The organism is Mycobacterium sp. 1465703.0, from assembly GCF_001672975.1.
GTDB lineage: Bacteria > Actinomycetota > Actinomycetes > Mycobacteriales > Mycobacteriaceae > Mycobacterium.
The window spans coordinates 1-26,156 of record NZ_LZKU01000159.1; the positions used below are offsets into that span (position 1 = coordinate 1).

Below are 26,156 nucleotides of genomic sequence, written 5' to 3' on the forward strand. Positions count from 1 at the left end.
CATCGCGCCACGGGTGGATACCACCAGCGTTCCGGCGCCGTCGCGGGACAGCCATGACTGCAACACGGGTAGCACCGCTCGCGTCGCCGCGTACACCTCGGTGATCACGTCGCCGGACACCGGCTGCGACTCGAACAGCAACGCCGATGGCTGCGCCTCGGTGTCGTCGGATTCCGGTGCACCCCAGGCGGATACCGATACCGGCTGCACCGCCGGCGGCGGCTGGGCGGACCAGATGACCTCGAAGAGCCGGTCGGGTCCCGAATTCGACACCGCGGCCAACAGCTGCGTATCGGTCACCGGGCGGGCCACCATCGAGGCCACCGAGAGCACCGGCAGCCCCAGCGCGTCGGCCAATTCGATCGACACCGCGGAGGGGCTCACCGGCACGATGCGTGCACGTACGGCCCCCGCCCCGGCGGCATGCAAGGACACCTGTTGCCAGGAGAACGGGACCAACATGGAGCCCGCCGCGAGTTCCTCGCTGTCAGAAGCCAACATGACCGCGTGCAATGCCGCGTCGAGCATCGCCGGGTGGACGCCGAACCCGGCAGGCGAAACCCCGGCATCGGCGGGCAACGACACCTCGGCGAAGACTTCATCGCCGCGACGCCACATCGACGTCAGGCCGCGGAATGCGGGCCCGTACCCGTAACCGCGTTCGGCCAGTTGCTCGTATCCGTCGCCGACATCCACCGGGGTCGCACCCACCGGCGGCCACGCCGACAGGTCCGCGCTGGGCTGCACCGACCCCGCCCGCAGCACGCCTTCGGCATGCAAGGACCACCCCGAGCCCGCTTCGGCCCGGGAAAACACCGACACCGTACGGGGACCCGAATCATCGGGGCCGCCGACCACAACCTGGATCGCGACCGACCCGCCGGCCGGCAACACCAGCGGCGCCGCCAAATTCAGCTCGTCGACAATTCCGCAGCCCACCTCGTCGCCGGCCCGAATTGCCAACTCGACGAAGCCCGCACCGGGGAACAGCACGACACCGCCGACGGCGTGATCGGTCAACCAGCCCTGCGTGCCGGGCGACAGCCGGCCGGTCAACACCACGCCGCCTGAGGCCGGCAGTTCCACCACCGCGCCCAGCAGAGCGTGTTCACTGGCGGACAGGCCCAAGCCCGCGGCATCGGCCGGCGCCCCGTCGGCCGCAAGCCAAAAGCGCCGCCGGTCAAAGGCATACGTGGGCAGCTCGACGAGATTGGCGTCACCCACGACACCGCGCCAGTCCACATCCATCCCGACGACGAATCCCTGCGCAACGGAGTTGACCAAAGAGAGCGGCTCTGGGCGGTCCTTGCGCAGGCCGGACATCGTTGTCACCGGCGCATCAGCCAGCGATTCCTCGATCGATGCCGTCAGGCCGCTGCTCGGCCCGACTTCGAGGAACCTGTTCGCCCCGGCCGAGTGCACAAAGCGCACGCTGTCGGCGAATCGCACCGCCTCGCGTACGTGTCGCTTCCAGTACGCCGCCGACGCGAAGTCGTCTCCGGCCAGCTGTCCGGTCACGTTGGACACGACCGGGATGGTGGGCTTGCCGATGGCCAGTCCGGCTGCGACAGTTCCGAATTCGTCGATCATCGGGTCCATCAACGGCGAGTGGAACGCGTGCGAGACGGATAGTTGATGGACGCGGTGCCCGTCGGTGCGGAGTCGATCGGCCACCGCGGCCACTGCTTGTTGTGCGCCTGAAATCACCACCGAGGTGGGGCCGTTGACCGCGGCGATGCCCACGCTGGCGTGTTCGGCGCGCGCCAGCACCTCGTCTTCGGTAGCCTGCACTGCGACCATCGCGCCGCCTTCGGGCAGCGCCTGCATGAATCGGCCCCGCGCCGCCACCAGCACCGCGGCATTCTCCAGAGACAGCACGCCGGCGACGTGCGCGGCGGACAACTCCCCGATCGAGTGGCCCATCACGAAGTCGGGTCGTACACCCCAGGATTCGAGCAGGTGGAACATCGCGACTTCCACCGCGAACAGCGCGGGTTGCGCGAATTCGGTGGTGTTCAGCAGGGTTTCGTCATGTCCCCACATCACTTCGCGCAGCGGACGAAGCAGATGACGATCCAATTCGGCTACAACGGTGTTGAACGCCTCGGCGAAGACGTCATAGCCGGCGTGCAATCCCATTCCCATGCCCAGTGCTTGGGAGCCCTGGCCGGGGAACACAAAGACCGTCTTGCCGGCCGTTGCCGTCCCACGAATGATCGAGCCGGCCAGGTCGTCAGCGGCCAGCTCGTCCAGGCCCGCCAGCAGCCGGTCGCGGTCGCTGCCGACGATGACCGCCCGATGCTCGAACGCCGACCGGCCCGCCAGCGACCACCCCACATCGGCACTGTCCACATCCAGGTTCGCCTGCAGGTGGGCCGCCAACCGCGCAGCCTGAGAAGTCAACGCCGACAACGATTTCGCTGAGATCGGCCACGGCACCACCGGTACCTTCGAGCCGTCCACGACGCGTGGCGACTCGGCCGGAGCGGCCTCGACGATGACGTGGGCGTTGGTGCCGCTGATGCCGAACGACGACACCCCCGCGCGCCGCGGGCGGTCAGCGGGCCACGCCCGCGCCTCGGTCAGTAGCGACACCGAACCCGCCGACCAATCGACGTGCGGGCTGGGCTCATCCACATGCAAAGTCGCCGGCAACATCTCATGGCGCATCGCCTGCACCATCTTGATCACACCAGCCACCCCCGCGGCAGCCTGCGTATGACCCATGTTCGACTTGATCGACCCCAACCACAACGGCTCGCTGCGATCCTGCCCATACGTGGCCAACAACGCCTGCGCCTCAATCGGATCACCCAACGTGGTGCCAGTGCCATGACCCTCAACAACATCCACATCAGCCACCGACAACCCGGCATTGGCCAACGCCGCCCGCACCACCCGCTGCTGCGACGGACCATTGGGCGCGGTCAACCCATTCGAAGCACCATCCTGATTGACCGCCGAACCCCGCACCACCGCCAACACCGGATGACCCAGACGCTGCGCATCCGACAAACGCTCCACCACGAGGATGCCGCCGCCCTCGGACCAGCCGACGCCGTCGGCTGCGCCCGCATAGGCCTTGCATCGGCCGTCCGGCGCCAATCCGCGGTGTCGGCTGAATTCCACGAAGACCGTCGGCGTGGCGTTTACCGTCGCGCCGCCGGCCAGCGCCAGATCGCACTCCCCCGAGCGCAACGACTGCACCGCCATGTGCAACGCCACCAACGACGACGAACACGCCGTATCCACCGACACCGCCGGGCCCTCCAACCCCAGCACATAAGACACCCGCCCCGACGCGACACTCGATGACTGGCCGGTGAGCCGGAAGCCTTCCGCGGTCGGTGCGGCGCCCATGCCGTAGCCCTGCGTGTACACGCCGGCGAACATCCCGGTGGCGCTACCGCGCAGCCCGCTGGGGTCAATCCCGGCCCGCTCCAACGCTTCCCACGACAACTCGAGGAACATCCGCTGCTGGGGATCCATCGCCAGCGCCTCGCTCGGCGCGATGCCGAAAAACCCCGGATCAAAGTCCGCCACACCGTCCACGAAGCCGCCGGTGCGGGTGTAGCAGGTGCCCGGAACATCAGGATTCGGGTTGTAGACGCCCGCCAGATCCCAGCCGCGGTCGGTCGGGAATTCGGAGAGCACGTCGCGGCCCTCGGTCAACATGTTCCACAGGTCGTCGGGTGAGTTCACCCCGCCCGGATAGCGGCAAGCCATGCCGACGATGACGATCGGATCGTTGTCGGTGGCGCGCGTGACCGGGGCGTGCTTGATCTCTTGTGGAACCCCGGCGAGTTGGCTGCGGATGTAGCCTGCCAAGCCGTTGGGCGTCGGGTAGTCGAAGATCAGCGTGGGCGAAAGCGCCAGTCCAGTAGCGGTTTTGAGGCGGTTACGCATCTCGACCGCGGTCAGCGAGTCAAAGCCCAACTCCTGGAACGCCCTGTCGGGATCGATCGCCTCGGCACTGGCGTTCCCCAGCACGGTGGCGATGTGCGAACGCACCAGATCCAGGAGCACGGCATGCTGCTCCGCTTCGGAAAGCCCCTCGAGACGGTGCGCCAGCGCCGATTTCGATTTCGCGGCAGCCAGCGAGTCGTCGACCCGGCGGCGCGTCGGCGCGTTGATCAGATCGGCGAACATCGGCGGTACCGCGACCGCGTGGGCCCGCAGCGCGCCGAGGTCGATGCGGGCCGGCGCCATGAATGGTTCGTCGACAATCAGTGCGGTGTCGAAGAGTTCCATGGCCTCCTCGGAGGACAACGCCAAGATCCCGTCGCGGCCCAGCCGGGCGAGGTCGGCGGCGTCCAATCCGCCGGTCATGGCGCTGGCCTGATCCCACAGGCCCCAGGCCAGCGAGACCGCGGGCAGTCCGTGCGCCCGACGATGCGCTGCCAACCCGTCGAGGAACGAGTTGGCCGCTCCGTAGTTGCCCTGGCCCGATGAACCCACCAGCCCGGCCATCGACGAAAACATCACGAAGGCAGACAGATTCACGTCACGGGTTAATTCATGCAGGTTCCATGCGGCGTCGATCTTGGCCCGCAAAACCGCATCGATGCGCTCGGGAGTCAGCGAGGTGACCACGGCGTCGTCGAGAACGCCGGCCGCGTGAATCACGCCCGATAGCGGCCGCTGCGCCGAAACAGCGTCGATGACGCCCGCAAGTGCTGTGCGGTCAGCGGCATCGCAGGCAACCACGCGAACCCGCGCTCCCGCGGCTTGCAACTCGGCGGTTAACTCGGCCGACCCCGGTGCGTCCGGGCCACGCCGGCTCAGCAGCACCAAATCCTGCACTCCGTGGTGTGCCACCAGGTGACGGGCCAACGTCGAACCGGCCATGCCGGTGCCGCCGGTGATCAGCACGGTGCCGGCCGACAGCCCGGAAGGTAGCGTCATGACGACCTTGCCGATATGGCGAGCCTGGCTCAAGTATCGCAGCGCGCTGCGGGCACGCCGCACGTCAAACGTCGTCACCGGCAACGGCTTCAGCGCCCCGGCGTCGAACAGTCCGGCGAGCTCCAGCATCCACTGATGCATCCGGGGACGGCCAGGCTCGAACAGGTCGAAGGCGCGGTATCGAACACCCGGGTAGTCCTGGGCCACCACGCCGGGGTCGCGGATGTCGGTCTTACCCATCTCCAAGAACACGCCGCCGGGAGCGACCAGCCGCAGTGAGGCATCGACGAATTCGCCGGCCAGCGAGTCCAGCACCACATCCATCCCGCGGCCGCCGGTGACGGCGCGGAACTTCTCCTCGAACTCCAAGCTGCGCGAATCCGAGATGTGGTCATCGTCAAAGCCCATGGCCCGCAACGTGTCCCACTTGCCGCGGCTGGCGGTGGCGAACAACTCCAGGCCCAGATGCCTGCCCAGCTGAACCGCGGCCATTCCAACGCCACCGGCTGCGGCGTGCACCAGCACTCGCTGTCCCGGCTTGACGTCGGCCAAGTGAATGAACGCCATGTAGGCGGTGGTGAAAACCGCTGAGATACCGGCGGCTTCGGCGTAGGACCAGTCGGCGGGCTTGTGCTGCAGCAGGCGCACATCACCGGGCACCAGCGTGCCGCTGCCGTCGGGGAAGAACCCGTACACCGAATCGCCGACCGCGAATTCCGTGACATCCGGTCCCACTTCGACCACCACGCCGGCGCCTTCACCGCCGAGCAGGGCGTCGTGGGTGAACATGCCCAGGGTGATCATCACGTCGCGGAAGTTGGTGGCGATGGCGCTTAGCGCCACCCGAACCTGGCCGGGCTGCAGCGGAGCGTCGGCGTTGGGAACCGGCTCCAATTGCAGGTTCTCGAACGTGCCCGCGCTGCTGATGCCAAGCCGCCAGGGGCCGTGCGCTGGCGGCGTCATGATGCCGTCGACCGCGCGACTGCCGTGTACTCGCGCCGTATAAGCCTTGCCGTCGCGCAGCAATACGGCAGGCTCGGCAACCGCGAGAACGGTCGTTATCGCGCTATCGTCAAGCGCCGCATCCGAATCGACCAGTACGAACCGGGCGGGATGCTCGGTCTGCGCCGACCGCACCAAGCCCCACACCGCCGCACCGGCCAGATCGGTGACGTCCTCCCCGGCCAGTCCCATCGCGCCGCGGGTCGCGACGATCAGCACTCCGGTCTCGTGCTCGGTCAGCCACGATTGGACGGCCGCCAGCGCGCGATGGGTACGCTCATACGATCCGGTGACCGGATCTTCACCGGCCGCAATGGATTCGAACACCTCGTGCACGGGGGCTTCGGTGCTGACGGCCGTCGTCGACGCCGGTGACCACACCACTTCGAACAGCCGGTCGGGACCCGAGGCCGATACGGCCGCGCGCAACTGCCGCTCGCTCACCGGACGCGCGACCATCGCGCGCACCGACAACACCGGCAATCCCAAGCCGTCGGCCAGCTCGATCGAGACCGCCCGGGCCGTCGATGTGGCCTCGGACGGCGATGCCGGAGCGATGCGCGCACGTACCGCCGGCGCGCCGGCGGCGTGCAGCGACACGCCCTGCCAGGAGAAAGGCAACACCACTTCGTCGGTCTCGCCGGCGATTTGGTGGCTGACGATCAGTGCGTGCATCGCCGCATCCAGCAACGCAGGGTGGACGCCGAACCCGTTCATCCCTCCAGCGGCATCGGGCAGACGCACCTCGGCGAACACCTCATCGTCGCGCACCCACGCCGCGGTCAGGCCCTTGAACGCCGGGCCGTACTCATAGCCGCGCGCGGCCAACTGCTCGTAACCGTCCGCCGCATCGACCTTGACGGCTCCCGCCGGCGGCCATGCAGACAGGTCCGCGCTCGGCTCGACCGAACCGGTGCTCAATGTTCCTTCGGCGTTGCACACCCAACCGGAGCCGGCGTCGGGGCGCGAGAAGATCGATACTTCGCGCTGTCCGGAGTCCGCGGCGGGACCCACCACTACCTGCACCGCAACCGATCCGAACCCGGAATCCTTGGCCGGTAACATCAACGGCGCCTGCAGCGTCAGTTCGTCGACTGTCGAACATCCGACTTCGTCGCCGGCGCGAATGGCCAGCTCCACGAAGCCGGATCCGGGGAACACGACCGTGCCGGACACGGCGTGATCGGTCAGCCACCCTTGCATGCTCGGTGACAAGCGGCCGGTCAGCACCACCCCGCCCGACGCCGGCAGTTCGACGACGGCGCTCAACAGCGGGTGCTCGCCGGCGCCCAGCCCCAGCCCTGAGGCGTCGGCCGTGGCACCTTCACCGGACAGCCAAAACCGGCGCCGGTCAAAGGCGTACGTCGGCAGGTCTACGAAGCCGGCGCCGTCCAGGGCGCCGCGCCAGCGCACGTTCACACCCGCGGCAAACGCGGTGGCGGCCGAAGTCATGAATCGGTCGAGGGCGCCGTCGTCGCGGCCCAGGGTGGGGATGACGATGGCCTCGGTGTCTCCCGGCAGGCTGTCGTTGGCGGTGTCCTCGATGCCGGCGACCAGGGCCGGGTGGGGGCTGGATTCGATGAACGTCCGGTATCCGTGTTCGCATGCGCTGCGCACCGCCTGATCGAACTGCACGGTCTGCCGGATGTTGCGGTACCAGTAGTCGGCGTCCAATCCCGCTGTGTCCAAGCGGTTTCCGGTCACCGTGGAAAAGAAGGCGGTGCGCGAGGAGTGCGGCTCGATACCAGCGAGCACCTGTGCGAGGTCATCGCGGATCGCCTCGACCTCAACCGAATGCGAGGCATAGTCCACGTCGATCCGGCGGGTCCGCAGCTCGAGGTCGGCGCAGAAGCCGACCAGCTCGTCGAGCGCGGCCACATCACCTGATACCACGACGGCGGATCTGCCGTTGACGGCGGCGATGCTGACTCGATTGCCGTAGGGCGCCAACAACTCCCGGGCCCGTTCGGTGCTGCAGGCGATGGACAGCATGCCGCCGGGGCCGGCCAGTGACCGGAGCAGCTTGCTACGCAACGTGACCACCCGGGCGGCGTCGCGCAACGACAGCGCGCCCGCGACGTAGGCGGCGGCGATTTCACCTTGCGAGTGCCCGATCACCGCGTCCGGATTCACCCCGACCGACTTCCATAGTTCGGCCAGCGACACCATCACCGCGAACAGGACCGGCTGCACGACATCGACCCGGTCAAAGCCCGGAGCGCCAGGCACGCCGCGCAGCACGTCGGTCAGCGACCAGTCGACGAATTCCGCGAAGGCCTCTTCGCAATCCCGGATCTGTTGCGCGAATACCGGTGCGGTGTCCAGCAATTCAATGGCCATGCCCAGCCATTGGGAGCCTTGGCCGGGAAACACGAACACCGTCTTGCCGGCCGCGGCGGCGATGCCCCGGATGACCGATCCGGTCGGGTCATCGGCGGCCAGCTCGTCGAGCCCGGCTAACAGCCGGTCGCGGTCACCGCCCACGACGACGGCCCGGTGCTCGAATGTTGACCGGCCGGCCAACGACCAGCCGATGTCGGCGACATCCAGGCCGTCGTGCGCGCGAACGTATTCGGCCAACCGAGCCGCCTGGGCCGTCAGCGCCGACGGCGATTTCGCCGATACCACCCACGGAACCACCGGCCGTGCCGGGCCGGCCTCCCGCACTGGCGCCGCCGGGGCGGCCTCGACGATGACGTGGGCGTTGGTGCCGCTGATGCCGAACGACGACACCCCCGCGCGGCGCGGGCGTTCGGCGCGCCATGGTTGTGCCTCGGTCAGCAGTGATACCGAACCCGCCGTCCAGTCGACGTGCGGGCTGGGCTCATCCACATGCAAAGTCGCCGGCAACATCTCATGGCGCATCGCCTGCACCATCTTGATCACACCAGCCACCCCCGCGGCAGCCTGCGTATGACCCATGTTCGACTTGATCGACCCCAACCACAACGGCTCGCTGCGATCCTGCCCATACGTGGCCAACAACGCCTGCGCCTCAATCGGATCACCCAACGTGGTGCCAGTGCCATGACCCTCAACAACATCCACATCAGCCACCGACAACCCGGCATTGGCCAACGCCGCCCGCACCACCCGCTGCTGCGACGGACCATTGGGCGCGGTCAACCCATTCGAAGCACCATCCTGATTGACCGCCGAACCCCGCACCACCGCCAACACCGGATGACCCAGACGCTGCGCATCCGACAAACGCTCCACCACGAGGATGGCGCCGCCCTCGGACCAGCCGACGCCGTCGGCTGCGCCCGCATAGGCCTTGCATCGGCCGTCCGGCGCCAATCCGCGGTGTCGGCTGAATTCCACGAAGACCGTCGGCGTGGCGTTTACCGTCGCGCCGCCGGCCAGCGCCAGATCGCACTCCCCCGAGCGCAACGACTGCACCGCCATGTGCAACGCCACCAACGACGACGAACACGCCGTATCCACCGACACCGCCGGGCCCTCCAGCCCCAGCACGTAGGAGACGCGCCCCGAGGCGACGCTGGAGGTCATGCCGGTCAGCCGGTAACCCTCGATTTCCTCGGCGAGCATGCCGTAGCCCTGAACGATGAGCCCGGCGAATACGCCGGTGGCGCTGCCGCGCAGCCCGCTGGGGTCAATCCCGGCCCGCTCCAACGCTTCCCACGACAACTCGAGCAGCATCCGATGCTGGGGATCCATTGCCAGCGCCTCGCTCGGCGCGATGCCGAAAAACCCCGGATCAAAGTCCGCGACACCGTCGACGAACCCGCCGGTGTTCACATAGCACTTGTGCCGCGCGTCGGGATCCGGGTCGTAGAGGCCCGCCAGATCCCAGCCGCGGTCGGTGGGGAAATCCGAGATCACGTCGCGGCCCTCGGCCACCATTTGCCAGAGCGCTTCCGGGCTGTCCACCCCACCCGGGAAGCGGCAAGACATACCGACGATGGCGATCGGCTCGTTGGACCGCTCCAGCAGTGCGCGGTTGGTGCGCTTCAGCCGCTCAACCTGGACCAGCGCTTTACGCAGCGCTTCGGTCGCATGCTGGAGTTGATCAACCATCACAAACCTCGCCTAACCTTCACCTAACGACGTTCGGCCGCCTTGCACCGCCGGTTGCGGTTCTGGCCGAGTCACGGAATTTGCTGCACGAGGCGACGCCGTTTCCCGTTCGACCAGCGCCGTGCTGCTCTCCGACACAAGAATGTTGCTGGTGAGTATGGCCAACTCCGACACGATTTCAAAACGTCCGCTGCTCGCGGGCGCTAAAGGAGGACCAGCATGGAGCGGCGCGCCGCGTCGCGCGAAGAAGATGCGGCGCCGGGTGTCCGGTGTGCTCGCTGCACAGCGGTGCGCTGTCGACATGGCCCGAAGTCCATGGCGCGACTGTACCCGGCTGGCCATAGCGGGTGGTCAGGCACATGTCGTGGCAGGTTCGGTGGAGGGCCAGGCCGACAGGTTCGGGGGCGGACGACGCAGTCACACGCCGGCTCGGCGCCAGCCGTCGGCGGCCCGGGCGGCTTGGATCAGCGCGTCGCACAACTCGCGGAGCTCGTTGGCCCCGGCGCCTTCGTCGACCGCCGTGGCGACGTCCTCGGCCGCGCACCGCACCTGGTAGACGCGATCGGACAGATCGGCAGCATCGTCGGCCGACAGCACCACGGCGTCGTCGGGCACGGCCGCAGCACCGTTGCGGTTCAGTGAGGCCCGTTGTTCGTAGGCCCGCTGCCGGCACGACTGCCGGCAGTACTGGCGGCGGCGGCCCATTGCCGCATCGGTGACGTCTCGGCCGCACCAGCGACAAGGCTGCGGGTGGGTACGGCGGCTCACGCCTGCCGACTTTAGTCGGGGTTTCCCGGCGATCCCGGTATCATGGAAGGTCGCGTCGCGTATGCCGGCTGCGGCCGGGGAACTGCGCAGATCGCCGCAGCGTTTGCTAAACGAAGAGAATTGCACCGAATTGCAGTAACGGAGCTTGCGAGCTCCGGAAGACCTAAAGGAGTAGCAGCCATGGCTGATCGAGTACTGAGAGGCAGCCGCCTCGGAGCCGTGAGCTACGAGACGGACCGCAACCACGACCTTGCACCGCGTCAGCTCGCGAAGTACCGCACCGAGAACGGCGAGGAGTTCGAGGTCCCCTTCGCCGACGACGCCGAAATCCCCGGCACCTGGCTGTGCCGCAACGGCCTGGAAGGCACCCTGATCGAGGGTGACCTGCCCGAGCCGAAGAAAGTGAAGCCGCCGCGGACACACTGGGACATGCTGCTGGAGCGCCGCTCTGTCGAGGAACTCGAAGAGCTGCTCAAGGAGCGCCTCGAGATCATCAAGACCCGCCGCCGGGGCTGACCCCGAATCCAGCCGGGGTCGGCTGACGGCCTATTGACACCTAGGTGCGATTGTCGGCCCTGGTGGCCCGGACGCCGGACCGTCGGCCCTGCACGCCCCAACGGGTGACTTTGACCAGGGCCTCGCGGATGTTAGAGCCGCTCATCTTGGACACGCCGAGTTCGCGCTCGGTGAACGTGATGGGCACTTCGGTGATGGTGAACCCGTTGCAGATGGTGCGCCAGGTCAGATCGATCTGGAAGCAGTAGCCCTTGGAGTCGACGCCGTCCAGATCGATGGCTTCGAGCACTTCGCGGCGGTAGGCGCGGTAGCCCGCGGTGATGTCGTGCACGCCGATGCCGAGCGCCAGCCGGGCATAGGTGTTGGCCGTCCAGGACAGCGCCCAGCGCCGCCAGGGCCAGTTGCGCACCGTCCCGCCGTCGACATAACGCGACCCGATGGCCAGATCGGCGCCGGCATCGACGGCGTCCAATAGCCGGTGCAGTTGTTCGGGCGCGTGGCTGCCGTCGGCGTCCATTTCGACCAGCACCGAGTAGTCGCGGCTCAATCCCCAGGCGAAACCGGCCAGGTAGGCCGCGCCCAATCCGTCCTTGGCGGTGCGGTGCATGACGTGCGTGCGACCGGCGTCAGCCGCCGCCAGCTCTTCGGCAAGCCGGCCGGTGCCGTCGGGGCTGCTGTCGTCGACGATGAGCAGGTGCACGTGCGGGCAGGCGTCTTTGAGCCTCCGGTGGATCACCGGCAGGTTCTCCAGCTCGTTGTAGGTCGGGATGATCACCAAGACGCGCTGGCTGGGACGATTGCCCTGGGCTCGGTGCGCCGGCTGGCCGGTGGTCATGTAGCTCCTTTGTGTTGCCCGACATCGAAAGCGTGTCGGCCGTCCTGGTGGGACGGAGTGTGGTCAGTCGCCGTCATCCGTCGGCGTGCGGTCCCCGCCCTGATAGGACGTTGAGCCTGAGTCGTGCTGGTCGGGCGGGGGTTTGCCCGGGGTCGCACCAACCCTTGTCGATTGACGAGTCGTTTCACCCGGGGACCTGGACCTACGACGAATCGAACGCGGGAACCATCCATTGTGCCGTATCCCGGCCAGAATGACCGCCCCAGCCGCTAGCACCATGACCCACTGCAGCAGCGGCCCCCATCGGGTCGCGGGCGTCAACCTGGTCTTGAGGCGCACCTGCATGTCCAGGTATGCGGGCTGGAAGAAGTCGGTGCGTGCCAACTCGCCGCCGTCGGGGGCGATCACCGCGCTGATTCCGGTGGTGCCGGCCACCACCACGTAGCGGTCGTGCTCCACGGCCCGGACCTTGGCGAATGCCAGTTGTTGTTCACTCATCCGCTTGTTGAAGGTGGCGTTGTTTGCCGGGACGGCCAGCAGCTGGGCACCGCCGACGACGGCTTTTCGCGGAACCCGGTCGAAGATCACTTCCCAGCAGGTGGCGACGCCGACCGGCACACCTGCGATGTGCACCACATCGGATCCGCCGCGAGGCACAAAGCTTCCGGCGCGGTCGGCGTAGCCGGACAGATGTTTGAACAGCCACGGCATCGGCAGGTACTCGCCGAACGGCTGCACGATCTCCTTGTCGTGGCGGTCGGCCGGGCCGGTGGTGGGATTCCACACGATCATGGTGTTGGTGTAGCGCGGGTCCTCCGGTGGGCGTCCCGGCACGTCGAGCACGCTGCCGATCAGGATCGGAGCGCCGATCGCCGTGGCGGCCTGCGATATCGCCAGGGCGGCATCGTTGTTGACCAGCGGATCGATGTCCGACGAGTCTTCCGGCCAGATGACGAATTGCGGTTGCGGGGCGGCCCCGGCGCGCACGTCCTCGGCGAGCCGCAGGGTCTCCTGGACGTGGTTGTCCAATACCGCCCGGCGCTGTTCGTTGAACCCGAAGCCCAGCCGCGGCACGTTGCCTTGTACCGCAGCGACGGTGACCGACGGGTCGCCTCCCGACCCGGTACCAGCGTGGCGCACCTGCGGCCAGACGATGAGCGAGGCGAACAGCACCAGGCAGATGCAGACGCCCGGCAGCACCACCGCGGGCGGCGCCGCCTCGGTGGCGTCGCTGTCGGTGGCCCGGGGCGTCGCCGCGTGACCGAAGTGCCACCACTTCACGATCTCCAGTGCGATGGCCGTCGCGCTGAAGCCCACCAGCATGATCCCCATGGACAGCAGCGCAACGCCGCCGAGCTGGACCAGCGGCAGGAACGGACCGTGCGTCTGACCGAATGCCACCGAGCCCCAGGGGAAGCCGCCGAACGGGAAAGCCGATTTGAGCCACTCCTGAGCCGCCCACAACAGCGCGAACCAGATGGGCCAGCCGGGCAGCCGGCGCACGGTGACGGCGCACAAGCCGAAGAGGGCGGGAAACAGCGCCGATACGGTCGCGAGCGCGACCCACGGGATGGCACCAACCAGCAGACCGACCCAGGGCAGCAGCGGCAGGTAGAACGCCAGCCCGAACAGGAACCCGTAGCCCAGACCGCCCGCCGGTGTCGTCGCGGGATGGGTCAGCACCCAAGCCAGCAGCGCGGCGCCCAGCACGGCGCCCCACCACCAGTTCAGCGACGGAAAGCTGGCGCATAACAGTAGGCCGCCCGCCACGGCGCAGATCAGCCGCGTCAGGCGGGGCAGCATGGCGGCCTGGGCCGCGGGTAGCCGCGCGACCACCGCGGCCACCAGCCCGGTTAGCGCACCGCGCGCAGCGCTCCCCAGTCGATCGGCCAGCATCGTCGCGGCGGGCCTGCGCTCGTCGGTCGGTCCCGGTTTCGCGGAGTCCTCATTGTCCTGGTCGGGTTCGCCGTCGTGTCCGGTGTGTTGCGCTGCATGCTCGGCGTGGATGTCGGCGGGCTGGTCATCGCGATCCGATTCGGCCTCGTCGCTGATGGGATCGGTGTCTGGCCGGGTCGGCACGTCCTCGCCCAGCCCATCGGCCGCACCGGTTCGGTCCGGACGTTTCTCGCCGCCGAGCCGATCCCTAGCCATAGATGACAGCGCCCCGATGCACGGTTCGCAGGCACCGCGGTAAGGCATCGCTCGGGCCCAACCGCGGCAGCGCGGGCACGCGGGAACGCGGATCGGTCGACCAGCGCTGGACGGTGTCGCGTGGGGCGTGCACCTCGAGATCCCCGGCATCCCAGATGACATAGGAGGCCGGCGCTCCCGGCGTCAGGGTGCCCGTCTTCCCGTCGTGGACACCCGCCGCCCGCCAGCCCCCGCGGGTGGCCGCAGCAAACGCGGCACGGGCCGATACCGCGCTGCCCGGGGTGCGGTGGTTGACCGCTGCGCGCACACTCACCCACGGGTCGAAACCAGTGACCGGGGCGTCGGAACCAAGCGCGAGGGGCACGCCTTGGGATGCTAACAGCGCAAAGGGGTTCAGCCGACTGCCTCGTCGGGCGCCGAGCCGCCGCGCGTACATGCCGTCGGCACCGCCCCAGAGCGCATCGAAATTGGGCTGCACGCTGGCGATGACGCCCCACTGGCCCAGTTTGGTGGCCTGATCGGCGCTGACCATCTCGACGTGCTCCAGGCGGTGTCCGCAGTGGGCGACGGCGACCGGGCCGAGGTCGGCGACGACGCGCTCAAGGGCAGCCACCACGGTCGTTACCGCGGCGTCCCCGATGACGTGAAATCCGGCGGTCACGTTGGCCTGGGTGCATGCCCGCAGGTGCGCCTCGACGGCGGGGGAATCCAGATAGCAGGTTCCGCTGCAGTCCGGAGCGTCGGCGTACGGCTCGTGCAGCCAGGCGGTGCGCGACCCCAGAGCACCGTCGACGAACAGGTCGCCGGCCAGCCCGCGGGCACCGGTCGCCGCCATCAGCGCGCGCGCGTCGGCAGGGCTGCTCACCGGCTCGCCCCAGTAACCGATCACCTCGACGCCGTGGTCGAGGGCCCGCAACTGCAGCCAGTCGTCGATCCCGCCGATCTGCGGTCCGGCGCATTCGTGCACCGCGACGATGCCGGCCGCCGCGGCAGCCTGCAATGCCGCGGCGCGGGCTTCGGTGAGTTGATCGGCGGTCAGCAGATTCCGGGCAACGGCTCGCACCAGGTGGTGTGCGTCGCCGACCAGCGCGCCCTCGGCGCTGAAGCCGTCGGCCGCCGTAAGGTCCGCGACCAGCCGGCGCAGGCCCGTCGAGGCCAGCGCCGAATGCACATCTACGCGAGCCAGATAGGCGGGCCGGTCTCCGAGAACGGCATCCAGGTCGCTGGTGCTGGGCGCGGTGTTCTCCGGCCACGCCGTCTCATCCCAGCCATGCCCCCACACCGGTTGGGCGGGATGTGCGGCGGCGTAGTCGGCGACCATCTGCAGGCACTGAGCTCGCGAGGCCGCTGGGCGCAGGTCCAGCCCGCTGAGTGTCAGCCCGGTGGCGGTTAGATGGATGTGGCTGTCCACGAACCCCGGCGCGACGAAGCCGCCGTGCAGGTCTTCGACGTCGGCATCGGGGAACATGCTGCGGCCGACCTCATCGCTGCCCAGCCATGCGACGACGCCGGCGCGCACGGCCATCGCGGTCGCGTCGACGTGAGTCGGGCTGTGTACCCGGCCGTTGACCAGGAGTGTCACCGGGGCAGGACTATCGGTCACGTCCTGCGACGATGCAGACCGCGAAACGGCCTGAGAAGGAGCAGGACTATCGGTCACGTCCTGCGACGATGCAGGCCGTGAAACGGCCTGAGAAGGAGCAGGACTATCGGTCACAGGCCAAAACTACTGTTCGGATGGCGACAAGGGTCAGCGGGTGAAACGGTCGGCTCGCCGAACGTTCAGCGTCCGTCGAGTCGTTGCGGAGGCGCCTCGACGTCGCGGACGTCGATGACCTCGCCGTCGATGTAGTCGCCGTGGCCGGGTCGAGCACCAGACCCGCTGTGATATGACGCCGGATAAAACTCCGCGCCGAAAGCGTTTGCGTAGTTGACTCCCGGCATCTGCCGCTGCAACTTGCGGACCGCCACGGCGGTCAATCCGGGGCCGACGGCGGACCGTACCGGCGGAATGAGCAGCAACAAGCCCAGCGCCGTGCTCACCAGGCCGGGCACCAGAACGAGCAGTGCAGCCAGGCTGAGCAGCGCACCATCGCCGGCCGCATTGCGTTGTACGGTCAGGCCCGAGCGCAGTTGGCCGATTCGGCGAATGAGGTGCGAACCTGCCAGCGGCGCCACGACGCCCCAGCCGAGCACGAAGGTGACCAACAACGCCAGCAGGGTCCAGCCCCACCCGATCGTCGACACCAGCGTGAAGATGACCGCGAGTTCGACGACCGCGTAAGCCAGCAATAGCCGCGACACCATGCCAGCTCAACGTCCGCGGACCACATCCAAGTTCCCATGGTGCGATCGGCCGTGATTGCAGTTAGATGACGCTATGACGACGATTCAGATCGATGCCCCCGACGGGCCGATCGATGCGTTACTGAGCACTCCTTCCGGAACGGGTCCCTGGCCGGGCGTGGTGGTGGTCCACGATGCGTTCGGCTACCGCCGGGACAAGCAGTCGATCAACGACCGCATCGCCGCGGCGGGTTATCTGGCGATCACCCCGAACATGTACGCGCGCGGTGGCCGCATCCGCTGCATCACCCGCGTCATGAAGGAGTTGCAGACGCAGCGCGGCCGCGCCCTCGACGACATCCTAGCCGCCCGCGACCACCTGAAAGCCATGCCGGAATGTTCCGGCCAGGTCGGCGTCGCGGGCTTCTGCATGGGCGGCCAATTCGCACTTGTCATGTCGCCCAAAGGATTTGGTGCCTCAGCGCCGTTCTACAGCACTCCCCTGCCCCGCAACCTCGATAAGACGCTGGACGGCGCGTGCCCGATTGTGGCCAGCTTGGGCGGCCGTGACCCGCTGGGCCGGGGCGCCCCCGAAAAGCTGAGCAAGACCCTCGCCGACAAGAACATCACCGCGGATGTGAAGACCTATCCCGACGCCGGGCACAGCTTCGCCAACGAACTGCCGGCCCAACCGCTGCTTCGCATCACGGGTTTCGGCTACAACGAGCAAGCTACCGAGGACGCCTGGCGGCGGGTCTTCGCGTTCTTCGGCGAGCATCTGGGAACGGGCGCCGCGACGTAGGGGGTTAGCGGGCGTCCAGTTTCTGCGACAACACCGTTGCGAATGTGCGGGTATCGCCGGGCCAGTGCGCCGACACATAACCGTCGTCATCGAGACAACTGCGGGCCGCGAGTCCGTCACCGTATCAGGTGCTGCCCCTGAGGTTTTCACGAGCCAGCGTGGTGATCCGCGCGGCAAGCAGCACGCCGTAACAGGGTCAGGCCACCTTCAGCGCGAGGCCGACGTTGTTCTCCATCCCGCCGCGCAGCTTGCTGAAGAAGTTGAACACCTTGCCGACGATGCCGTAGCGCTTGCCGATCGCGTCGTAGACGGCAGCCGTTTCCGACTTGTCAAGGATGGCCGCTTTGCCGTCGACGGCCTCGCTGGTGGGCCGGCCGTTCACGGTGCAAGTGGCCAGCGTGACCCGTGGCGTGTTGCGGATTCGCTTGACCTTCCATGACTTTTCCTGGGTGATGACTAAGAGTCGGTCACCGCGTTCTTTGTCCACGGCGGCCCAGATCGGGGTCGGCTTGGGCTTGCCGTCCTTGGTGAAGGTGGTCAGCAGGATGTACTGCGCCTCGGCGAGATCGGCGAAGGTTGGTGTCACCTGAACAACGTACCGCTGCAAAACAGGAAGTCAGCCTTCGAGGTCGCCCTCGGTTTCCAGCAGCGCCTGGCGCAATTGAGCCAGGGTTTCCGGTTGCGGCGCCGCCCACATGCCGCGCCCGGCCGCCTCCAGCAGTCGTTCGGCCATGCCGTGCAGTGCCCAGGGATTGGACTCGGACATGAACTTCCGGTTCTCCGGGTCCAGCACGTAGCTCTCGGTGAGTTGTTCATACATCCAGTCGGCCATCACCCCGGCCGTCGCGTCGTAACCGAACAGGTAGTCCACGGTGGCCGCCATCTCGAACGCGCCCTTGTAGCCGTGCCGACGCATTGCCGCCATCCAGCGCGGATTGACCACACGCGCGCGGAACACCCGGGTGGTCTCCTCGGACAGCGTGCGGGTGCGGATCGCGTCGGGCCGGGTGTTGTCACCGATGTAGGCGGCCGGTGCCTGACCGGTCAGCGCGCGGACCGTGGCCACCATGCCGCCGTGGTACTGGAAGTAGTCGTCGGAGTCAGCGATGTCGTGTTCGCGGGTATCGGTGTTCTTGGCGGCGACCGCGATACGCCGGTACTGGCGATTCATGTCGTCGACGGCTTCGCGGCCATCCAGGTCACGCCCATAGGCGAATCCGCCCCAGGCGGTGTACACCTGCGCGAGGTCGGCATCGTCACGCCAGTTACGGCTGTCGATCAGTTGCAGCAACCCGGCACCATAGGTTCCTGGCTTCGATCCGAAAACCCTTGTGGTGGAGCGGCGTTGATCACCGTGCTGAGCCAGGTCTGCCTGGGCATGCGCACGCACGTAGTTGTCTTCGGCGGCCTCGTCGAGGTCCGCGACCAGTCGGACCGCGTCGTCGAGCATGGTCACCACATGTGGGAAGGCATCCCGGAAGAATCCTGAGATCCGCACGGTCACGTCGATGCGCGGGCGGCCCAGTTCGGTCAGCGGAATCGGTGTCAGGTCGACGACCCGTCGCGATGCGTCGTCCCACACCGGACGGACACCCAGCAGCGCAAGCACTTCGGCGATGTCGTCACCGGCGGTGCGCATGGCCGATGTCCCCCACACGGACAGCCCAACCGACTGCGGCCATTGCCCGTGGTCGTTGCGATAGCGGGTGAGCAGCGAATCCGCCAGCGCCACACCGGCTTCCCAGGCCAGCCGGGACGGCACCGCTTTGGGGTCGACGGAGTAGAAGTTGCGCCCGGTGGGCAGCACGTTGACCAGCCCGCGCAGCGGTGAACCCGACGGGCCGGCCGGGATGAAGCGGCCGTCCAGAGCGCGCAGCACCTGGTCGATTTCGGCGGCAGTATCGGCGAGCCGGGGCACGACTTCGCTGGCCGCGAACCGCAACACCGCGGCGACCTCGGCGTTGTCGGTAATTTGTTCGGCCGCACCGGCATCCCAGCCGGTCGCCTGCAGCGCTGCTACCAGTCCGCGGGCGGCGGCCTCTGCCTGGTCGACCGCGGATCGTTCATCGGTGCCGTCCTCGGCCAGCCCGAGGGCCTGCCGCAGGCCGGGGAGGACCTGCTCGCCACCGAACAGTTGGCGGGCGCGCAAGATCGCCAGCACCAGGTCCAGTTCCGCTTCCCCGGTGGGCTTTTGCCCCAGGATGTGCAGGCCGTCGCGGATCTGGACATCCTTGATCTCGCACAGCCAGCCATCCACGTGCAGCAACATGTCGTCGAACGAGTCTTCTTCGGGCCGTTCGGTCAGACCCAGGTCGTGGTCCATCTTCGCGGCCCGAATGAGGGTCCAGATCTGCTGGCGGATGGCGGGCAGCTTGCCGGGATCCAGCGCCGCGACGTTGGCGTGCTCGTCGAGCAGTTGCTCCAAACGGGCAATGTCGCCGTAGGTTTCGGCACGCGCCATCGGCGGGATCAGATGGTCGACCAACACGGCATGCGCGCGTCTTTTCGCCTGGGTTCCTTCGCCGGGATCGTTGACCAGGAACGGGTAGATCATCGGTAGATTGCCCAGCGCGGCGTCGGGTCCGCAGGCCGCGGACATGCCCAGCGTCTTGCCGGGCAGCCATTCCAGATTGCCGTGCTTGCCTAGATGCACCACCGCGTGCGACCCGAACCCGGCGTCCAGCCAGTGGTAGGCGGCCAGGTAGTGGTGGCTGGGCGGCAGGTCGGGATCGTGGTAGATGGCGACCGGGTTTTCTCCGAAGCCGCGGGGCGGCTGCACCATCAGTACCAGGTTGGCCGATTGCAGTGCGGCAATGACGATTTCGCCGTCGGGGTCGTTGCTGCGATCCACGAAGAGATTCCCCGGCGGCGGGCCCCAGTGTTCCTGCACGGCGTCGGTGAATTCGCTGGGCAGGGTCGCGAACCATTCACGGTATTCCTTGGCGGACACCCGGATCGGATTGCCGGCCAGTTGCCCCTCGGTGAGCCAGTCGGGGTCCTGGCCGCCCCGCTCGATCAGTGCGTGGATCAAGGCGTCGCCGTCGTTCGCCTCGACGCCCGGCAGCTCACCCACCTGGTAGCCGTGATCCCGCATGGCCTGCAGCAGCGCGACGGCGCTTGCGGGCGTGTCCAATCCGACCGCGTTACCAATCCGGGCGTGCTTGGTGGGATACGCCGAGAACACCAGGGCCACCCGCTTGTCCGCCGGACTGACATGACGCAGCCGTGCGTGCCGGACCGCCAGTCCGGCGACCCGGGCGCAGCGTTCCGCGTCGGCGACATAGGAAATGAGTCCGTCTTCGTCAATCTCTTTGAACGAGAACGGAACCGTGATGATGCGACCGTCGAACTCGGGCACCGCCACCTGGCTGGCCACGTCGAGCGGGCTCAGGCCGTCATCGTTTTCGTGCCACTGGGCGCGCGGACTGGTGAGACACAACCCCTGCAGGATCGGAATATCCAGGGCGGCAAGATGTTCGACGTTCCAGCTGTCGTCATCACCGCCGGCAGACACGGTGGCCGGCTTCAGCCCCCCCGCCGCCAGGACGGTTACCACCATGGCGTCGGCGTCGCCCAACCGTTGCAGCAGTTCGGGTTCGGCGGTGCGCAGCGACGCGCAGTAGAGCGGCATCGGCCGCGCGCCGGTGTCCTCGATGGCCCGACACAGCGCTTCGACATAACCGGTGTTGCCGGCCAGGTGCTGGGCGCGGTAGTACAGCACGGCGATCGTCGGGCCGTCCGTCTCAACGGCGTTCGGGCGCGACAGCTCACCCCACATCGGCGTCACGACCGGCGGGGTGAACCCGAACCCGGTCATCAGCACGGTGTCGGAGAGGAAGGCGTGCAGCTGGCGCAGATTGTCCACGCCGCCGTGGGCCAGATAGATATGCGCCTGGACCGCGATGCCGGCCGCCAGCGTGGACAGGCCGGTCAGCTCGGCGTCGGCGGCCTGCTCCCCGCTGACCAGCACCGTGGGCACCCCGCTGGCGATCACCGTGTCAATGCCGCTTTGCCAGGCCCGGTAGCCGCCGAGGATGCGCACCACCACGATGGCGACATCGGCCAGCAGATCGGGCAGTTCGTCTTCGGACAGCCGTGACGGGTTGGCCCACCGATAGTTTTTACCGCTGGATCGCGCGCTGATCAGGTCCGTATCGGACGTCGACAGCAGGAGGATGGTCGGCTCAGCCACCCACCATTCGTACCGCAGTGAGGCATGGAGATGCCGATGGGGCCCGCGGCTCAACCGCCCAGCGTCGCGGCAATCCGGTCGGCGACCCGTTGGGCTACCGCCCGGCCGGGTCCGTTCTTCGAGGGTTCATAGCGGTCCGCGACGGCGTCGTAGTCGGCGCCGGCAATCGACCCGTGATCGGCCTCGAGTTCGACCACCTGCACCGGCCAGCCGATCCGTTGCAGGCACGCGGCAAAGTCTCTACTGGCGGCAACCGGCACGACGTCGTCGGCGAGGCCGTGCAGCAACGTGAAGGGCGAACCGATCTCGGCGGCGGTGAGCCCGTCGGTCAGCGGTGTACCGAAGATCGGATCGGGGACCATGAAAGCTCCAGCCAGGCACACCGTGTGCGCGGGAGTCAAGCCGAGTTGCGCCGCATGAAGCGTCACGGCCGCCGCGGCGGTGCCGCCCATCGACCACCCGACGAGCAGGATGCGCTCGGCGTCGGTGGCGAGGTTGCAGGCGAACTCCAGCGATCGCAATAAATCCGCGCGGCCGCCGTCTTCGGCGTGGGAGTTCCAGTCGGGTGCCACCACCACCGCGGCGCGGCCGGACAGCATGCCGGCCAGTGGGCCGACGGCGGCGCGGGCATCGGTCTGCGCGCCGTGCCACAGCAAGATGGTGGACGGTGCCGGCTCGCCGAAGACATCAGCCCGGCGCCCCGGGGCATACTCCACCGTCCTCACAGGCACCAGGATGCCCGCGCCGAGGCGACTTCAACCCTCGCGGATTCAGGCGACGCCCTCGCCCGTCGTCGGCAGGAATCAAAAAGGCTTTGCCGCCATGACTCCTCGGATCAGCCGGCCAAGCCTTGTCGCAGGGCTTCATTGAATCGACGGTCGACCCAGTTGGCAAACCTGGGTGACGATGCAAGCTGGCCGGCCGCCGCGAACAGGTCGGCCAGCTTCTGCTCCGATGCGACCACGTCATCACCGAGTTCGGTCGGCAGTCGCAAACTGCGAGTCGCGGCAACCGCCGCCACTTGCGGGTCCAATCCGACTGCAGCGGAATAGCTTTGCGCCCATTCCTGCGGGTGAGCCCTGGCCCACTGCACGGCCTTCTCGAAACGTATCAACAGATCTGACAGCGCGGTGTTGCGTTTCGGGTCGTCCAGCGCCTGGTCGGATGCGACACCGACCCAGTCGCCGTTGGTGACGCCCTGCGCCTCGGCGATGCTGCGCACCGGGATCTGCTGCTCGGCCTGGGCGGTGTAGGGATCCCAAATGGCCCACGCGTCGGCCTGGTGCTGACTGAACGCCGACAGCGCATCGGCGGGTTGCAAGAACACGAATTTCACCTCGGCGGGTTTGAGTCCGGCCTTGTCCAGCTGGGCCAGCAGGTTGGCGTGCGATGAGCTGCCTTTGGCGACGGCGATCGCCTTGCCGCGCAAGTCGGATACCGACCTGATCGGCGAATCAGCGTGCACCAGAACGCGATTGCCCTTCCCGCCGCCGCCATACGCGGAGACCGCCTTGATCTTCGCATTGCTGGCGGCCCCGAAGATGGGCGGCGTGTTACCGGTGATCGCAAAGTCGATCTTCCCCGCGGTCGCAGCCTCGACTTGCGGCGGCCCGGAGGTAAATGTCGAAAACGCGACCCGGTAGGGCAAGTCGTCCAACTGCCCCGCGGCGCGCAACAGCGCTTCGGTGCCACCCTTTTGATCGCCTACCTGCAGGGTGAGACCCGACAATTCCGATAACGGCACCGCAGCCGGTGGTGGCTTGGGCCCCAAACTGGCAGTGCGAGAGACACATCCGGTCAGCAACAGTCCGGCCGCCGCGGTGAGCGCGACGAGAGAACGCCACTTGGTCAAAGCCGTACACCAAGACGATCCAGCAGCTCCGCGCGATGCTGCTCGGTGTGGGCGCCGGGATCACCAGGGGCGCGGCGGGGCTCGTCGATGGCAAGCGTATGGATGATGCGTCCTTCCTCGAGTACCAACACACGATCGGCCAGCGCTATCGCTTCGTCGACGTCATGGGTGATCAGCAGCACCCCAAACCCATGCTGGCGCCACAGATCCAGCAGCAGGGTATGCATCGTCAGCCGAGTCAGCGCGTCCAACGCACCGAACGGTTCGTCGAGCAGCAGCAGCTGCGGCTCGGCCACCAGCGCGCGGGCCAGCGAAACACGTTGCGCCTGACCGCCGGACAGGGTCAGCGGCCAAGAGTCGGCGTGGTCGGCCAGCCCGACGTCGGCCAGTGCGCGCTCAGCACGTTCCCGGACTTGTGCGCGCGGAAGGCGACTGCGGGTGAGACCGTAGCCCACATTGGTGCGCACGTCGCGCCACGGAAAAAGGCGCGGCTCCTGGAATGCCAGCGCCGGTGCGCCGGCGACCACGCATTGTCCGCTGTGGTCGCGGGATAGGCCGGCCAGCACCCGCAGCACCGTGGACTTGCCCGAACCACTGCGTCCGACCAGCGCGACGATCTCTCCGCTTTGCACCCGCACCGAGACGTCGGTGAGCACCTGGCGGTTCCCGTACCACTTGTCCACGTGGCGCAGTTCGGCGGCAACCTCGGCCCGCCCGCGGGTAACGCCGGACGATTCCGCGATGAGAGTCAAGCCTGGACCTTTCAGTGTCGGTAGCGCAGCGTTCGGCGCTCGATCAGCCGGACGATCGCGTCGGTGATGATGCCCAGCAGCGCATAAATGGTCAGCCCGAAGATGATGATGTCGATGCGCAGGAAATCACGGGCGTTGTTGATCAGGAAGCCAATTCCCTTGTCGGCATTGATCTGCTCGGCCACGATCAGTGTCAGCCACGCGATCGCCAGCGACTGCCGGAAACCGACGAGCACCTGCGGCGCCGTGCTGGGGACAATGATCCGGGTGAACCGCTGGGCGAATGAAAAACCCAGCACCTGAGCGGTTTCCAGCATCTCGGGATCGACCTGGCGGATCGCCGAAAAGGTGTTCAGGTAGAGCGGAAAGACCACCCCCAAAGCGACGAGCAACACCTTGGGCAGCTCGCCGATCCCGAACCAGAGGATGAACAGCGGGATCAGCCCCAGGTGCGGCAACGCCCGAATCATCTGCATGGGTGGGTCCACGGTGGATTCGACCCAGCATGACAGTCCGACCGCCGCGCCCGCCACGATCCCGATGACCCCACCCAGGACCAACCCCTCGACGACGCGGACGGTGGAAATGTGCAGGGCGGCAGCGAGCTGACCGTTACGGGTCAACTCGACGCCGGCCTCGACGATCAACGAGGGCGCGGGCAGCACGTCGGCGGGGATCACTCCGATCGCGCTGCCCAACTGCCACAGCGCCAACAGCGCCAGCGGCGACACCACGCGCACGATTTCCCATTTGCGCCGCGCCCACAACCCACTCGCCGCGCCGGCTTGTGCGCTGTCCGGATTGCTCGATGCAGCGTCGACCGCAGTGGCAATGCTCACTGTGCCGACGCTAAGGCGCGGCGATGGGCTTGGGTAAGGGTTTAGGTCTGGCTGAAGGCAATCACTCCCGGTCGCCATCTTCAGCGGGGGCCGTACCGTGGACAGGTGGCCAGGACACGCGAGAGCGACGCTTGCCCGGGTGCGCTGCAGGTGCACCAGGCGGCCGATGGCGCTCTGGCGCGGGTCCGGCTACCCGGCGGCATGATCACGGCCGCCCAGCTGGGTGCGTTGGCCGCGATCAGTAGCCGCTCAGGTTCGGGAACGCTCGAGTTGACCGCTCGGGGCAACGTGCAGTTGCGCGGGCTGACCGAGCTGACCGCGGTTGCTGGAGCGCTGGCGGCGGTGAACCTGTTGCCGTCGGCGACGCATGAGCGGGTCCGCAACATCGTGGCATCACCGCTGTCTGGGCGGTCCGGCGGCAACCTCGACGTGCGACCCTGGGTCGGCGAGCTCGACGCCGCGATCTGTGCCGAGCCCAGACTTGCGGAGTTGGGCGGTCGGTTCTGGTTCAGCTTGGACGACGGGCGCGCCGACGTGTCCGGGCTGCGCGCCGACGTCGGGGTGCACGCGTTCCCCGACGGCTGCGCGCTGTTGCTGGCCGGGCGCGACACCGGTGTTCGGCTGGCGGCCGGCGAGGTGGTCGAGACGCTGGTCCGCCTCGGCATGCGGTTCGTCGAGGTCCGCGGAACAGCTTGGCGCGTGCAGGAATTGGACGATGTTCGGCAGCTGCTACCCGAGGCAGAACCGGGCACCACCTCCTTCCCGGTCGTCACCAAGGCTCCGGTGGGATGGATCAACCAGGATGACGGCCGGGTGACGCTGGGGGCCGGGGTGCCGCTCGGCGTGCTGCCGGCCCGCGTTGCGGAGTATTTGGCCGCGATCGAGGCGCCGTTGGTGATCACGCCGTGGCGATCGGTGCTGGTGTGCGATCTCAGTGAAGCCGTCGCCGACACGGCGCTGCGGGTGCTGGCGCCGTTGGGCCTGGTGTTTGACGAGAACTCACCCTGGCTGACGGTCAGCGCCTGCACCGGCAGCCCCGGCTGTGCGCGTTCGGCCGCCGACGTACGGGCCGACGCAGCGCAGTCACTGGAACCGGCCTCGACGGGGCATCGCCATTTCGTCGGCTGCGAACGGGCCTGCGGCAGTCCGCTCGCCGGTGAGGTGCTGGTGGCCACCGCGGACGGATACCGGCGGCTGTAGCCGGGTGCGGCGGGT

14 protein-coding genes and 1 pseudogene are annotated in these 26,156 nt (G+C 67.8%); 3 read left to right on the forward strand and 12 right to left on the reverse strand.

Annotation, left to right across the window (positions count from 1 at the left end; translation table 11 throughout):
• Positions 1–9,948: type I polyketide synthase (locus A5625_RS13595; protein WP_066994298.1), on the reverse strand; the 9,948-nt coding region annotated here is incomplete at its 3' end.
• Positions 9,949–10,365: 417 nt separating this feature from the next.
• Positions 10,366–10,716, reverse strand: coding sequence for a hypothetical protein (locus A5625_RS13600; RefSeq protein WP_082984399.1), 351 nt, complete (start codon positions 10,714–10,716; stop codon positions 10,366–10,368).
• A gap of 180 nt (positions 10,717–10,896) precedes the next feature.
• Here A5625_RS13600 and A5625_RS13605 point away from each other — a divergent pair, with 180 nt between their 5' ends.
• Positions 10,897–11,232: an RNA polymerase-binding protein RbpA gene (locus tag A5625_RS13605; RefSeq protein WP_007770897.1), complete on the forward strand. Its 336-nt coding sequence runs from the start codon at positions 10,897–10,899 to the stop codon at positions 11,230–11,232.
• A 40-nt stretch (positions 11,233–11,272) separates the two neighbouring features.
• On the opposite strand, the pseudogene A5625_RS30760 reads toward A5625_RS13605, so the two are convergent.
• The 4 genes and pseudogenes from A5625_RS30760 to A5625_RS13625 form a co-directional block, all read right to left on the reverse strand.
• A pseudogene (locus A5625_RS30760) lies at positions 11,273–12,088 on the reverse strand (polyprenol monophosphomannose synthase); the annotation flags it as partial.
• Positions 12,089–12,130: 42 nt separating this feature from the next.
• Positions 12,131–14,218, reverse strand: a complete 2,088-nt coding sequence (lnt, locus tag A5625_RS28380; RefSeq protein WP_066994308.1) for an apolipoprotein N-acyltransferase — start codon at positions 14,216–14,218, stop codon at positions 12,131–12,133.
• On the reverse strand, positions 14,211–15,800 hold the full coding sequence (locus A5625_RS13620; RefSeq protein ID WP_066994311.1) for an amidohydrolase: 1,590 nt from the start codon (positions 15,798–15,800) through the stop codon (positions 14,211–14,213). The genes lnt and A5625_RS13620 overlap by 8 nt, the downstream gene beginning before the upstream one ends.
• Before the next feature lie 200 nt (positions 15,801–16,000).
• A complete protein-coding gene (locus A5625_RS13625) occupies positions 16,001–16,525 on the reverse strand; it encodes an FxsA family protein (protein ID WP_066994315.1) in 525 nt (174 codons plus the stop codon).
• A gap of 73 nt (positions 16,526–16,598) precedes the next feature.
• On the opposite strand from A5625_RS13625, the gene A5625_RS13630 reads away from it, so the two are divergent.
• A complete protein-coding gene (locus tag A5625_RS13630) occupies positions 16,599–17,306 on the forward strand; it encodes a dienelactone hydrolase family protein (protein WP_066994318.1) in 708 nt (235 codons plus the stop codon).
• Between the two features lie 196 nt (positions 17,307–17,502).
• On the opposite strand, the gene A5625_RS13635 is transcribed toward A5625_RS13630, so the two are convergent.
• The 6 genes from A5625_RS13635 to A5625_RS13660 all read right to left on the reverse strand — a co-directional run bounded on the left by A5625_RS13635 (position 17,503) and on the right by A5625_RS13660 (position 24,941).
• Positions 17,503–17,892, reverse strand: coding sequence for a PPOX class F420-dependent oxidoreductase (locus A5625_RS13635; protein ID WP_066994321.1), 390 nt, complete (start codon positions 17,890–17,892; stop codon positions 17,503–17,505).
• Positions 17,893–17,922: 30 nt separating this feature from the next.
• A complete protein-coding gene (gene cobN / locus A5625_RS13640) occupies positions 17,923–21,498 on the reverse strand; it encodes a cobaltochelatase subunit CobN (protein WP_066994324.1) in 3,576 nt (1,191 codons plus the stop codon).
• A gap of 50 nt (positions 21,499–21,548) precedes the next feature.
• Positions 21,549–22,223, reverse strand: a complete 675-nt coding sequence (locus A5625_RS13645) for a S9 family peptidase (protein ID WP_066994327.1) — start codon at positions 22,221–22,223, stop codon at positions 21,549–21,551.
• A 110-nt stretch (positions 22,224–22,333) separates the two neighbouring features.
• Positions 22,334–23,350: an ABC transporter substrate-binding protein gene (locus A5625_RS13650; protein WP_066994330.1), complete on the reverse strand. Its 1,017-nt coding sequence runs from the start codon at positions 23,348–23,350 to the stop codon at positions 22,334–22,336.
• Positions 23,347–24,102 (reverse strand): ABC transporter ATP-binding protein, encoded by a 756-nt coding sequence (locus tag A5625_RS13655; protein WP_066994333.1) that lies wholly within the window; start codon positions 24,100–24,102, stop codon positions 23,347–23,349. Before A5625_RS13655 ends, A5625_RS13650 begins: the two co-directional genes overlap by 4 nt.
• Positions 24,103–24,113: 11 nt before the next feature.
• A complete protein-coding gene (locus tag A5625_RS13660; RefSeq protein WP_066994336.1) occupies positions 24,114–24,941 on the reverse strand; it encodes an ABC transporter permease in 828 nt (275 codons plus the stop codon).
• A gap of 105 nt (positions 24,942–25,046) precedes the next feature.
• Here A5625_RS13660 and cobG point away from each other — a divergent pair, with 105 nt between their 5' ends.
• The gene (cobG, locus tag A5625_RS13665) at positions 25,047–26,141 is read left to right on the forward strand and encodes a precorrin-3B synthase (protein WP_066994339.1); all 1,095 of its coding nucleotides are present in this window, start codon (positions 25,047–25,049) and stop codon (positions 26,139–26,141) included.
• The last annotated feature ends 15 nt before the right edge of the window (positions 26,142–26,156 follow it).

Coding starts and splice junctions, on each gene's coding strand:
- A5625_RS13605 (WP_007770897.1), top strand. CDS start 10,897: ATGGCTGATCGAGTACTGAGAGGCAGCCGCCTCGGAGCCGTGAGCTAC.
- lnt (WP_066994308.1), bottom strand. CDS start 14,218: ATGGCTAGGGATCGGCTCGGCGGCGAGAAACGTCCGGACCGAACCGGT.
- A5625_RS13625 (WP_066994315.1), bottom strand. CDS start 16,525: ATGGTGTCGCGGCTATTGCTGGCTTACGCGGTCGTCGAACTCGCGGTC.
- A5625_RS13630 (WP_066994318.1), top strand. CDS start 16,599: ATGACGACGATTCAGATCGATGCCCCCGACGGGCCGATCGATGCGTTA.